This is a genomic window from Allobosea sp. OAE752 (genome assembly GCF_050433265.1).
Classification (GTDB): Bacteria; Pseudomonadota; Alphaproteobacteria; order Rhizobiales; family Beijerinckiaceae; genus Allobosea; species Allobosea spartocytisi.
The window spans coordinates 316326-326104 of record NZ_JBNPXO010000005.1 but is presented as its reverse complement, the minus strand read 5'-3'; the positions used below and the strand labels follow the sequence as shown (position 1 = coordinate 326104).

19 protein-coding genes are annotated in these 9779 nt (G+C 66.4%); 15 read left to right on the top strand and 4 right to left on the bottom strand.

Going from position 1 to position 9779, the window contains the following annotated elements; genetic code table 11:
* Positions 1–4: 4 nt before the first annotated feature.
* The 4 genes from GGC47_RS15665 to GGC47_RS15650 all read right to left on the bottom strand — a co-directional run bounded on the left by GGC47_RS15665 (position 5) and on the right by GGC47_RS15650 (position 2407).
* On the bottom strand, positions 5–1309 hold the full coding sequence (locus GGC47_RS15665) for an MT-A70 family methyltransferase (protein WP_429068476.1): 1305 nt from the start codon (positions 1307–1309) through the stop codon (positions 5–7).
* On the bottom strand, positions 1302–1472 hold the full coding sequence (locus GGC47_RS15660; RefSeq protein ID WP_429068475.1) for a hypothetical protein: 171 nt from the start codon (positions 1470–1472) through the stop codon (positions 1302–1304). Before GGC47_RS15660 ends, GGC47_RS15665 begins: the two co-directional genes overlap by 8 nt.
* Before the next feature lie 134 nt (positions 1473–1606).
* Complete coding sequence (locus GGC47_RS15655) at positions 1607–2074, bottom strand: hypothetical protein (protein ID WP_429068474.1); 468 nt, start codon at positions 2072–2074, stop codon at positions 1607–1609.
* Positions 2075–2134: 60 nt separating this feature from the next.
* The gene (locus GGC47_RS15650; RefSeq protein ID WP_142020631.1) at positions 2135–2407 is read right to left on the bottom strand and encodes a hypothetical protein; all 273 of its coding nucleotides are present in this window, start codon (positions 2405–2407) and stop codon (positions 2135–2137) included.
* Between the two features lie 89 nt (positions 2408–2496).
* Here GGC47_RS15650 and GGC47_RS15645 point away from each other — a divergent pair, with 89 nt between their 5' ends.
* The 15 genes from GGC47_RS15645 to GGC47_RS15575 all read left to right on the top strand — a co-directional run bounded on the left by GGC47_RS15645 (position 2497) and on the right by GGC47_RS15575 (position 9779).
* Positions 2497–3195, top strand: coding sequence for an XRE family transcriptional regulator (locus tag GGC47_RS15645; RefSeq protein ID WP_185747815.1), 699 nt, complete (start codon positions 2497–2499; stop codon positions 3193–3195).
* A 165-nt stretch (positions 3196–3360) separates the two neighbouring features.
* Positions 3361–3531, top strand: coding sequence for a hypothetical protein (locus GGC47_RS15640; RefSeq protein ID WP_162737970.1), 171 nt, complete (start codon positions 3361–3363; stop codon positions 3529–3531).
* A 13-nt stretch (positions 3532–3544) separates the two neighbouring features.
* Positions 3545–3751 carry a hypothetical protein gene (locus GGC47_RS15635; RefSeq protein ID WP_113254656.1) on the top strand — a complete coding sequence of 69 codons (207 nt, stop codon included), beginning with the start codon at positions 3545–3547 and terminating at the stop codon, positions 3749–3751.
* On the top strand, positions 3748–4338 hold the full coding sequence (locus GGC47_RS15630) for a hypothetical protein (RefSeq protein WP_429068473.1): 591 nt from the start codon (positions 3748–3750) through the stop codon (positions 4336–4338). The genes GGC47_RS15635 and GGC47_RS15630 overlap by 4 nt, the downstream gene beginning before the upstream one ends.
* Positions 4335–4952: a MazG-like family protein gene (locus GGC47_RS15625; protein ID WP_429068472.1), complete on the top strand. Its 618-nt coding sequence runs from the start codon at positions 4335–4337 to the stop codon at positions 4950–4952. The genes GGC47_RS15630 and GGC47_RS15625 overlap by 4 nt, the downstream gene beginning before the upstream one ends.
* Positions 4949–5299: a hypothetical protein gene (locus tag GGC47_RS15620; RefSeq protein WP_429068471.1), complete on the top strand. Its 351-nt coding sequence runs from the start codon at positions 4949–4951 to the stop codon at positions 5297–5299. Before GGC47_RS15625 ends, GGC47_RS15620 begins: the two co-directional genes overlap by 4 nt.
* On the top strand, positions 5296–5568 hold the full coding sequence (locus GGC47_RS15615) for a DUF2312 domain-containing protein (RefSeq protein WP_429068470.1): 273 nt from the start codon (positions 5296–5298) through the stop codon (positions 5566–5568). The genes GGC47_RS15620 and GGC47_RS15615 overlap by 4 nt, the downstream gene beginning before the upstream one ends.
* Positions 5565–5837 (top strand): hypothetical protein, encoded by a 273-nt coding sequence (locus tag GGC47_RS15610; RefSeq protein WP_429068469.1) that lies wholly within the window; start codon positions 5565–5567, stop codon positions 5835–5837. The genes GGC47_RS15615 and GGC47_RS15610 overlap by 4 nt, the downstream gene beginning before the upstream one ends.
* Entirely contained in the window at positions 5822–6076 is a 255-nt protein-coding gene (locus GGC47_RS15605; RefSeq protein WP_429068468.1) for a hypothetical protein, read from the top strand. The genes GGC47_RS15610 and GGC47_RS15605 overlap by 16 nt, the downstream gene beginning before the upstream one ends.
* Positions 6069–6311, top strand: coding sequence for a hypothetical protein (locus tag GGC47_RS15600; RefSeq protein ID WP_429068467.1), 243 nt, complete (start codon positions 6069–6071; stop codon positions 6309–6311). Before GGC47_RS15605 ends, GGC47_RS15600 begins: the two co-directional genes overlap by 8 nt.
* A gap of 1 nt (position 6312) precedes the next feature.
* Positions 6313–7482: a phage Gp37/Gp68 family protein gene (locus tag GGC47_RS15595; RefSeq protein ID WP_429068466.1), complete on the top strand. Its 1170-nt coding sequence runs from the start codon at positions 6313–6315 to the stop codon at positions 7480–7482.
* The gene (locus GGC47_RS15590) at positions 7479–7811 is read left to right on the top strand and encodes a hypothetical protein (RefSeq protein WP_429068465.1); all 333 of its coding nucleotides are present in this window, start codon (positions 7479–7481) and stop codon (positions 7809–7811) included. Before GGC47_RS15595 ends, GGC47_RS15590 begins: the two co-directional genes overlap by 4 nt.
* Positions 7795–8031 carry a hypothetical protein gene (locus GGC47_RS15585; RefSeq protein WP_429068464.1) on the top strand — a complete coding sequence of 79 codons (237 nt, stop codon included), beginning with the start codon at positions 7795–7797 and terminating at the stop codon, positions 8029–8031. The genes GGC47_RS15590 and GGC47_RS15585 overlap by 17 nt, the downstream gene beginning before the upstream one ends.
* A complete protein-coding gene (locus GGC47_RS15580) occupies positions 8024–8380 on the top strand; it encodes a DUF4326 domain-containing protein (protein ID WP_429068463.1) in 357 nt (118 codons plus the stop codon). Before GGC47_RS15585 ends, GGC47_RS15580 begins: the two co-directional genes overlap by 8 nt.
* A 181-nt stretch (positions 8381–8561) precedes the next feature.
* Positions 8562–9779 carry a tyrosine-type recombinase/integrase gene (locus tag GGC47_RS15575; RefSeq protein ID WP_429068462.1) on the top strand — a complete coding sequence of 406 codons (1218 nt, stop codon included), beginning with the start codon at positions 8562–8564 and terminating at the stop codon, positions 9777–9779.

The window sequence follows — 9779 nt, the reverse complement described above, 5'->3', positions numbered from 1 at the left end:
CGCATCAAACCCTCCCACCCATCTGCTCCGCTGCGAAATCATCAAGCTCCGCCGCGACGGGCCGCCCCGTCGGCGCCACGATTTCGGCTTCGGGAAGAAGCTCCGGCGCCTCCGCTCCGAACACATCCCAGCCCGGATAGGCCGCCCGTGCGTTCAGCTCGATCTTCGGCAGGTTCGGGAAATAGCTCTCGATCAGCTCGCGAAAGCGATGCGGCTTTTCGGAATGCCGGCCGACCGGCGCGATGATCAGCGAGGGCCATTGCCTGCCCGGTGCCGGCGCCGGCACGTTGCCGCGTGTGGCGTAGAGCAGGATCTCGCTCTCGTCGGAGAAGATGTAGCCGGGGCCCCGGCCTTCGCCCTCGCGCCGCTTGCCCCAGACGGTGCAGGATTTGTAGGCGAAGCCCCAGGCTTCGACCACGGCCAGCGCCTGCGGCAGCATTGGCCGCGTCGCCCAGAGGAACAACACGCTGTCATGCGCCGCGATCTCGTTGACCGGGCGGGACTTGATCACCTCGAGCGGCGAGGTCGGATAGTGGTTGTCCGCCGCCCGGTCCATGCCGGTGTCACGGGAATAGGGCTCGAAGCGCCATTCCGGATCGGCATAGATCACGCCGTATCGCTTGCCGGCGACGCCGGCCGCGATCAGCTCGGCATTGCCGCCGGCAATCCTCGCACCAAGCTGCTGCTCGCGCTCCTCGCGGCGGACCTTCTTCGCCTCCTGCTTCGCCCGGTGCTGCTCGCTGACGAGCTGATGCAGCGCCGTGACGGGCACCGAGCGCAGCGTCGCCATATGCGCGGCGTTCCGGCCGATCGCCGCCGTGTCCATCTTTGCGACGGTGCCGTGCTTCGTCGTGAAGCTGCGCTCGCTCAAAACGTTATGAGTGAGGCCGCGCATCTTGCCGACGAAGGGCTGCGAGACATGGGCGCGCCGAGCGATCTCGCCATCGCTCCAGCCGGCCCACTCCGGATCGGACAGCAGCAGGATGACGGCCCGGCGCTTGTCTTCGGTCGTGCGCCGCAAGCCATGGGTGGCGTTGGCGCCGCAGGCGAAGAGCACGGCGTCGCGCTGCGTGCCCGTCCTGATATCGGCGGCGATCTCCTCGCAGCCGGCGACGACATGCGCCTCGGTGCGGTGGAAGCCATCGGCCAGCCAGTGGTTCGTGCCATCATGGAAGACGATGACGGGCGGAAAGCCCGCGCCCTCGCGCACGCCGTCGGCATAAGCATCGACAGTTGCCGGGTCGAGCATGGCGCGCGGCTGCGTTCCGCCGTCGCGTCGCAGCTTCGCGATGGCGATCATCTCAGCCATGACGCGGCGCTCCCGTGCGGACCAGCCAGCCGAGCCCGTCGCAGGTGATGCAGGCCGGGCGCGTGCCGTCATCGGTGACGATGCGCCAACCCTGCCCATGGCAGTCCGGGCAGACCGGTGGGCAGAGCGGGCAGCGCCGCTTGCGCCCGTCGCGCTGAACCATGTGGAAGGCAGCACTCTCGCAATGGGGCGATGCGGCGGAAGAAAGAGCCGCCGGCGCGGAATTGGGCCGTGCCGGCGGCAGGTGGCCGGCCGCGTCCGCGACAGCCGGCAGGGGGATTGGGAGGGGGTGGGCGCTCACATCGCGCTCCCGGCCTGAATCTTGGCGTTGATCCGCTCGAAAGCCTCGATCGACTGCTTGAGGTCGGACAGGGCCTTGCCGCAGTTCACCGCATCGGTGGTCGAATAGACCCCGTCATCGACGGCATGCGCGAAGACGCGGGCGACGTCCGCCGCCTCGATCATCACCTGTGCATGGGCCGAGAACGGCGTGCCCAGCGTGGCTTCCGGGGCGCGCGGCGCCGTCCGCTCAAGCCGAAAGCCGAGCAGATCGGCCTCGACGCCGGTCAGGACAGGCGCGCCGCATTCCTTTTCGAGGTCGAGCTTGGCGCGGATGCTGAACATCGCGCCGTCGTCGCGCTGGCAGATGCGGCTGATCTGCTGCTGCGACACGCCGATGATCTCGCCGGCCCGCGCCTGCCCGCCGCAGCGGGAGACGAGATCGGCGGCGCCGGCCTTGAGACGATAGAACGGGGCATCCCGCATCGAAGGAACCTCGGTTGTGAGGCGCCGCGCGATACGCGCTGCGCCGGGACGGGGCAGCGGTTAGGGGTGGCAAGCCGAGACGGCCTCGGCGGCTTTTGAGATCGAAAAAGGTCGTGGAATGTCAGAAGGCCATTCGGCCTCCTCCGGCCAATTGTCGGACAGCCACCGCAGCGCGCTCAGCGAAGTCAGCACCCCGATGTCGCGCCCATCGCGCAGCTGCTTGATGCGACCGCCGCCATTGAAGATCAGCGTCGAGGCGCGAGCCTCGGAGATTCCGCGCGCTGCGCAGTACGCATCCACGACGGTCAGCAGCTGTTCGATTTGGTTCGCCATAGCGGCGATAAATGCGGTTCATTTTCCGCATCTGTCAACGGTTTATTTTCCGCTCACTCGCCTTTTCGCGTGCGGATAGAATTCCGCACATGGGAAAGACCATTGTTGACAGGATTGAGCAGGCGCTTCTGGCAAAGGGGCTGACGCCGCGCGCCGCATCGCTCGCCGCCGGCATGAGCCCGGATGCGATCAGAGGTATCATGCGGAATCCTGATTCTTCGCCGACCGTCGACACAACTCGGAAGCTTGCAGGGGCGCTTTCCGTATCGCCCGAGTGGTTAGCCTACGGAATCGGCGATGGCCCCGGCGCGGCTCCGGAGCTCAGTGTCGTTGGCGTGTACGGATACATCGGCGCCGGGGGATCGATTGACACGTCGAGCGCTCAAGTCGCCCATCATGAGCCGCTCTTTGAGGTTCAGGTGCCGTTTCCGCTGCCTGACGATGCGCTGGCCTTTCAGATTCAAGGCGAGAGCATGTGGCCCAAGTACGATTCGGGCGATGTAATTGTCTGCTCGCGTTTTGCTGATCACCCTGGGGGCGTAATCGGGCATACCGCGGCTGTCGAAACGGCAGAGGGCGCGCGCTATCTGAAGCGTGTTCTTCAAGGGACGAAGCCCGGCTTCTATCATCTCATGAGCTACAACGCCCCGGAGATGATGGATGTCCCGGTCGTATCGTTCAGCGAGGTCATCGCAGCGATCCCTGCAGCGCAGGTCCGCTCGATCGCCAACGAGGCGAGAAGATCGGTGCTGAGGCAGATCAAGTCGGGCAAGGCCCTGCGCAGCTAACCGACAATGAATGCCGCTCCCAGTCATTGCGGTTCCGTCTGCTTGCCGGCTCGCTGCTGGATGGCCTGCCTCCGTCAGTAGTGCGTTTTATTTTCCGCATTCTGTATTGACGCGGTTCATTTTCCGCATCATGTTGCGCCCATCGAAACCCGATGAGGCGTTGCCATGTGCGTTCGTCCCGCCTGCCACATCCCCGCCGCTGACGAATTGTCCCCGCGCGATTACGCCGCCTGGCGCATCGCGCGGCGCAACCTCGCCACCGTTGCGGAGCTTGGCGCGCTCGCGGCCTTTCTAGGCGCCGTCCTCATCTGGTCTTCGGTTCTCTCCGGCGCCTGAAAGGACCAGCCCCATGATCGCCCAGACCGTTGCCCGCCGCCCCGCCGCAGCCCTCCGTTCGGTGCCGGCCCGCATGGCGGATTTCCTCGCCCATCATGCCGCGTCCGCCGGCGGCGTGACCGAGGACGATCTCCTGATCGACTTCACGAAGGAGGAGATCGCCACCCATCTGGAAGCGGCGAAGAAGATCGCGCGCAACGCCGGCAAGGTGCGCCAGTGACGGCGGCGGCGCAGATCGGGGCAGGGCGGCCCTTGCCGCCGCTGACCACGCCGCAGCGTACGGCTTTGCGGCTCATGCGCAGTGGCGCCCTGATCCGCGCCGCCAACGGCGCATGGTACAGCCGCGCCTTTCCGCATCAGCCGGTCAATGACCGCACGGTGCAGGCGCTGGCCGAACGCGGCTTCGCCAGCATCGCCAGCTATCGCGGCCTCTATGACGATGAGCGGCGGTGCGCCGTGCCGACGCCGCTTGGCGAGGCCTTCAATGCCGGGCGCAACTATGCTCCGGCGCCGCCGCCACCGCCCGTCGCGGCGGAGGTTGTGCTGCGCGAGGTTGAGACGGCGCTCGCCGTGCTCGATGCCGAGGCGGAGAAACTGCGCAGCGAGATCCTGCAGGACAGCGCCGCCATCCGCGACGGCCGCCAGGCGCTGGCCCGCGCCGAGGCCAGCCTCGCCGCCGCCGAAAAGCGCCTCGAGCAACGCGAGCACGCCCGCCAGTCGCTGAACGCCCGCCGCACCGAGCTGCTCGCTCTCGTCGCCCATACCTGCGAGCGCATCGGCGCCGTGATGCTGGAGGCGGGACGGTGATCTTTTCCGATCTAAGAGCGGCCAATATCGCCCGCGATAAGGAATGGAACACCGGCAGCGAGCGCGTCTCGCTTTCGTTCCGGGGCAACGAACTCGCTGGCGAGATCGGCGAAGCCTGCAACGTGCTGAAGAAGCTGGAACGCGAACGGATCGGCTTGGTCGGCTCGCGCGCAACGCTTGACGATCTCGCTGAAGAACTGTCCGACGGCATTATCTGCATCGACCTGATCGCTATGGATACGGGGATTGATCTCGGTCCCGCCGTCGAGCGCAAGTTCAACAAGACGTCCGTAGCGCGCGGCCTTGCGACCCGACTGACGACGAGTGCCGCAATCCGAGATGTCGTCGCCGAACGCCATCGCCATGTCGACAAGAAGGGCTGGACCCCTGCGCACGACGATGAGCATGACGCAGGGCAAATGGCGTCCGCCGCCGCAGCCTACACGCTCGCTGCAACTTTTCCCGGCCGCGTCGACCAATGGTTCAAGTCGTTCTGGCCGTGGGAGCGCGCCTGGTGGAAGCCCGGCACTGCCCGGCGAATGCTGGTCAAAGCTGCCGCCCTGCTGATCGCCGAGATCGAGCGCATCGACCGCAGAGATGGGGCGCCCCAATGAGCGGCCCCGGCCTGTTCTACATCGCCGACCTTCGCCCCGAGTGGGTGCGCCGGCCTTGTGTCACGTTCTGGCGCCCTGACTTCGCCGGGTATGCTTATCCGCTGTCGTGGTCAGGCCGCTACGACCTGGCAACAGTGCTTGCGCGCTGGGACTATCTCACGAAGCAGGACAACCGATGGGCCATCCGCTTCCCGATCTCCTGTGAGATCGTCGATGCCATGGCCGTGGCGACGCCCCCGAAGATCGTCGACGGCGACGCCGGCCCGGTGGTCCTCAACACGGCTGCGAACCGCGCGGCGCTGCGCGCCGACCGGTACGTCTGCACCAACCGGGCGGTCGCCCGATGATCTACCCCAGCAATTCCGGAGGCGACATGGACGATCCGGTTCAGGGCGATCAGCTCAAATCCATCGTCGAGCGCATCGAGCGCCTCGAGGAGGAGAAGAAGACGATCGGCGACGACATCAAGGAGGTCTACGCCGAGGCCAAGGGCAACGGCTACAACCCCAAGATCATCCGCCAGGTCGTTCGCCTCCGAAAGATCGACATCGACGAGCGCCGCGAGAACGAAGCCATCCTCGATCTCTACATGCAGGCGGTGGGAGAGGTCGCATGACGACGCCCCTCCCGGTTCATATCGACATGACGCCCGGCCTGCCTGCGCCCGGCGCGCCGGGCCAGTATCTCGGCACCGATGCGACGGGCGCCATGTGGCTGCTGCGCTGGAGCAACCAATATGCCGAATGGCAGGCGCTCGGCTTCGAGCGCGACCTCGGCCCCTCCTTTCCGGTGCTGCGCCGCGGCGCCGACCTCGCAACCCTGATTATCGGCCACGTTCGCGGGCCGGACCCGGCGCCGGAGGCGAAGCCATGCAGATCGGCATAATCGAAGGCGCCACGCGCGTGCTCGGCAAGAGCCAAGGCTATCTCGGCCTGCCGCTGCGCGACGTCGTGATCAACTGCACGGTCGGTGGGCCGGACACGCCGGCCATGGAAACCGCGTGGCTCCCGACCCCGGCCGAGATCGCCGCGATCGTTCAGGGCGCGCCGGTCATCCTGCGCGTGCTCGGCACGCAGCATCCGCCCGTCATGATCGAAGTTGGAAAGGTGCCCGGCCATGGCTAGTCGCTTCAGCTTCGAATCCGACATCGACGCGCACGAGATCATCGGCGCGCTCGCGGGCAATGGCGAAGCCGGCCAGCGCTTCAACGGCAGCCGCCAGCACCCGACGCTCCACGACGAGCGCATGACCGCCCGCTTCGCCCTGCGCTTCCTCGAAAACTGCCCGGATGATGCGTCGGTAATCGACCTCCGCGAGGCGATCCAGTCCGCCTATCCCGGCGTGCTCTCCGGAGGCTGAGATGGGCGATACTTCGATCGAATGGACCGAGCGCAGCTGGAACCCGATCGTCGGCTGCACGATCGTCTCGCCAGGCTGCACGAACTGCTACGCCATGGGCATGGCCGACCGCTTCAAGGACGTCTATCGCGGCCGGAAATGGGCCGGGGCGCCGGCAGAAGCCATGACGAGGCGCGTCAACGGCAAGGCCGTCTGGACCGGGCAGCTGACCCTGGCGCCGGATCACATCCTCATGGAGCCCCTGCGCCGGAGGAAGCCGACCACCTACTTCGTGAACAGCATGGGCGACCTCTTCCACGAGGATACGCCCGAGGAATGGATCGACCGCGTCGTCGCGGTCATGGCCCTGGCCGAGCTGCTGCATCTTTGCCCGCCGGGGGCGGACGGGCGCGACAAGCATATCTTTCAGCTGCTGACGAAGCGCGCCGAGCGCATGCGATCGTATCTCGACCGCCTGCCGAATCGCGACGACATCATTGCTGACGAGGCCGATCGTATCATGGGCGGGAAGCTGCCCGTCGAGCTGCTGGTCGCGGTCAAGCGGTTGGTCCGCATGCCGCTCCCCAACGTCTGGCTCGGCGTCAGCGCCGAGGACCAGAAGCGCGCCGACGAGCGTGTGCCCGAGCTGTTGGCGACGCCGGCGGCGATCCGCTTCGTCAGCGCCGAGCCGCTGCTTGGGCCGATCGATTTCGAGGGCATTCGCTATCCGGATGGTCTCAGGCTCGATGCCCTATCGGGCTTGCATTTCGACAGCGAGGGCGTCGTCGACGGCGTGTATGGCAATCCCGACCATAAGCTCGACTGGATCATCGTCGGCGGCGAAAGCGGGCCGGGCGCCCGGCCGATGCACCCCGCATGGGCGCGCAGCATCCGCGACCAGTGCGCCGCCGCCGGCACGGCGTTCTTCTTCAAGCAATGGGGGGAGTGGTTGCCCGGCGAGGCCAATCGAGGCCAGCTCGACGAGAGGCCACTGTTCGCCTATCGGCGCTGCGATAATCACGGTTACGACTGGCCCGAAATGCATCGGCTGCCAGCGAGCGCTGTCCATAACTTTGGGACGCATCGCGATCCTTGGAGCGGCGACCTAACTTCTCGCCGCGTCGGCAAGAAGGCCGCCGGCCGCCTCCTCGACGGCGCCGAGCACAACGCCATGCCCGAGGCACGGCGATGAAGCAGGAGGATAAGATTCAGATCCGCTTCGTCGATGGCGAGTGCAAGGCCTTCCTGCGCGGTGTCGAGCTGAAGCTTGCCCAGCGCCGGCCGCATCGGCTTCCGCCTCCGATCGACTTCACCTGTGTCGTTTGCCAGGAGCCGCGCGAGGAAGGGCGGCGTAGCGGCGACGGGCCATCGGCAAAGCTCGTCTGCGTTTACTGCGTCAACTATGCGCGGGGCGTCGGCTACAACCTCAATGTCAGCCGCGGCGATCTGTATGTCATGCGCCGCCTCGCCGCGATCACCGATCAGCTCAATCATGAGGCCCGCCATGCGCGCGCGCGATGACACGACGCCGATCTCGGATCGGTTCTCGCTTGAGGATGTGATCGGCGGGCTCGCCACCGACCTGACGGACCTCCGCGCCGGCAAGATCAGCGTGCCCGATGCGATGGCGCGTGCCGAGTTGGCGAAGCAGATCATGAACGGCGTCCGCCTGGTCGTGAACGTCCGCAAAGTGCTCGAAAAGAACGCCAAGCAAATCGGGCAGGGGAACGGCGATGCCTAATCCTGTCCGCCTTCAGCTCTCGCGCCGAAAAGGCTTCGATCTTCAAGCGCTGTCCCAGGCGACCAACGGGCTACCGGCGATCAATGTCGCGCGGCCGTCGCGCTGGGGGAACCCCTTCGTGATCGGCAAGGACGTCGAGACCGCGGCAGAGGCGGTAGACGCCTTCCGTGACCTGACTGCGCCGCATCCTCCGCACATCGTTCCGCTCTACATGGGTCGAGACGACATATTGCGCGATCTGCGCAGCAATAACCTCGCCTGCTGGTGCAAGCCCGGCGCGCCTTGCCATGCCGACGTGCTGCTCGAGCTGGCGAACAGGCCGGTTTGCGAGGAGGTGAGGGGGCCATGAAAGCAGCCTTTGCCGATGATGACGCGATCACGTTGGAAACCGCCGCGATGGTGGCCTTTCCCGACGGGAGCATGACGGTGCGCACCTTGCGGGCAGAGCGGGATCGCGGACGACTTGACACATGGATCACCGGCAGGCGCGAATACACCACGCTCGCCGCCGTCAGGAGGATGATCGAAGCATGCCGCGCCGCCCAAAGGGACCGCGCCTCTATGTCCGCGAACGCCAGGGCCGCGAGCCGGCCTGGGTCATCCTCGATCGAGGCGTTGAAACCAGTACCGGGTTCGGCCTTGCGCAGCGTGCAGAGGCTGAAGCAGCGCTTGAAGACTACCTCGGCCGAAAGCGGCTCACGACGCTCCGCGCCTGTGATCCCTCTCAGGTAACGATCGACGAGATCCTCGGCTTCTATACCGATGGCCGGGGCGAGGAGCTCGCCCGCGCCGACATGGTCGCCGGAATCGTCCCACTGTTGATGGCTCACGCCGGGACCGATAGCTGCGCCGCGATCAACGGCGACTGGTGCCGCGCATATATAAAGAAGAGAACAACCGGCAAGATCGCCCCGGCGCCGCGCCCCGGCCGCAAGCCGAAGTTGCCGAAGGCATCCTCCGTTCGCCGCGACCTTGAGCACCTGTCGGCGGCACTGGGCTACGCCGTCAAGGAAGGCATTCTCGCCTATGCGCCGAAGATCACCTATCCCAAGGCGCCGAAGGCCCGCGAGCGTTTCCTGACGCGGGACGAGGCGGCTAGCCTGCTCTGGACCTGCTGGCGCTACAAGCAGCGCGGCCCGAAGAATCAGGTGCTCTATCCGCTGCGGCATCTCTGCCGCTTCATTCTGATGGGCATCTACACCGGCACGCGGTCGAGCGCGATCCTGTCGGCGAGCTTCACGGCAGCGGCCGATCGCTCCTTCATCGATCTGCATTCCGGCGTGTTCTATCGCCTCGCGGAGGGCAGGGCGGAGACAAAGAAGCGGCAGCCGCCGATCGGCCTTCCCGACCGCATGCTCGCCCATCTGCGCCGCTGGCAACCGAAGTCGAACAGCGGCTGGCTGGTCACCTTCCACGGCGAGCCTGTCGCCTCGGTGACCAAGGGCTTCGGCCGCGCCGTGCAGCTTGCCGGGCTCGGCGAATGGGTCGAGGGCAAGGACGGCGCGCGGGAATGGAAGACCGATGTCAGCCCGCACGTGCTGCGCCACACCTTCATGACCTGGGTACTGACGGCCGGGCTCGATCTGCACACGGCGGCGAAGATCGCCGGCATGTCGGCGAAGACGGCGGATCGCGTCTACGGCCACCTAGATACGAGCCGCCGCGACGGCCTCAACCAGGCGTTTCGGGCCGGCAATCGTGGGCATAACATGGGCGCAAAGAGAACATCGGCGGCCCGCTCGGCCTGA

Coding starts and splice junctions, on each gene's coding strand:
- GGC47_RS15665 (WP_429068476.1), bottom strand. CDS start 1,309: ATGGCTGAGATGATCGCCATCGCGAAGCTGCGACGCGACGGCGGAACG.
- GGC47_RS15660 (WP_429068475.1), bottom strand. CDS start 1,472: ATGGTTCAGCGCGACGGGCGCAAGCGGCGCTGCCCGCTCTGCCCACCG.
- GGC47_RS15655 (WP_429068474.1), bottom strand. CDS start 2,074: ATGCGGGATGCCCCGTTCTATCGTCTCAAGGCCGGCGCCGCCGATCTC.
- GGC47_RS15650 (WP_142020631.1), bottom strand. CDS start 2,407: ATGGCGAACCAAATCGAACAGCTGCTGACCGTCGTGGATGCGTACTGC.
- GGC47_RS15645 (WP_185747815.1), top strand. CDS start 2,497: ATGGGAAAGACCATTGTTGACAGGATTGAGCAGGCGCTTCTGGCAAAG.
- GGC47_RS15640 (WP_162737970.1), top strand. CDS start 3,361: ATGTGCGTTCGTCCCGCCTGCCACATCCCCGCCGCTGACGAATTGTCC.
- GGC47_RS15635 (WP_113254656.1), top strand. CDS start 3,545: ATGATCGCCCAGACCGTTGCCCGCCGCCCCGCCGCAGCCCTCCGTTCG.
- GGC47_RS15620 (WP_429068471.1), top strand. CDS start 4,949: ATGAGCGGCCCCGGCCTGTTCTACATCGCCGACCTTCGCCCCGAGTGG.
- GGC47_RS15615 (WP_429068470.1), top strand. CDS start 5,296: ATGATCTACCCCAGCAATTCCGGAGGCGACATGGACGATCCGGTTCAG.
- GGC47_RS15610 (WP_429068469.1), top strand. CDS start 5,565: ATGACGACGCCCCTCCCGGTTCATATCGACATGACGCCCGGCCTGCCT.
- GGC47_RS15605 (WP_429068468.1), top strand. CDS start 5,822: ATGCAGATCGGCATAATCGAAGGCGCCACGCGCGTGCTCGGCAAGAGC.
- GGC47_RS15600 (WP_429068467.1), top strand. CDS start 6,069: ATGGCTAGTCGCTTCAGCTTCGAATCCGACATCGACGCGCACGAGATC.
- GGC47_RS15595 (WP_429068466.1), top strand. CDS start 6,313: ATGGGCGATACTTCGATCGAATGGACCGAGCGCAGCTGGAACCCGATC.
- GGC47_RS15590 (WP_429068465.1), top strand. CDS start 7,479: ATGAAGCAGGAGGATAAGATTCAGATCCGCTTCGTCGATGGCGAGTGC.
- GGC47_RS15585 (WP_429068464.1), top strand. CDS start 7,795: ATGCGCGCGCGCGATGACACGACGCCGATCTCGGATCGGTTCTCGCTT.
- GGC47_RS15580 (WP_429068463.1), top strand. CDS start 8,024: ATGCCTAATCCTGTCCGCCTTCAGCTCTCGCGCCGAAAAGGCTTCGAT.
- GGC47_RS15575 (WP_429068462.1), top strand. CDS start 8,562: ATGCCGCGCCGCCCAAAGGGACCGCGCCTCTATGTCCGCGAACGCCAG.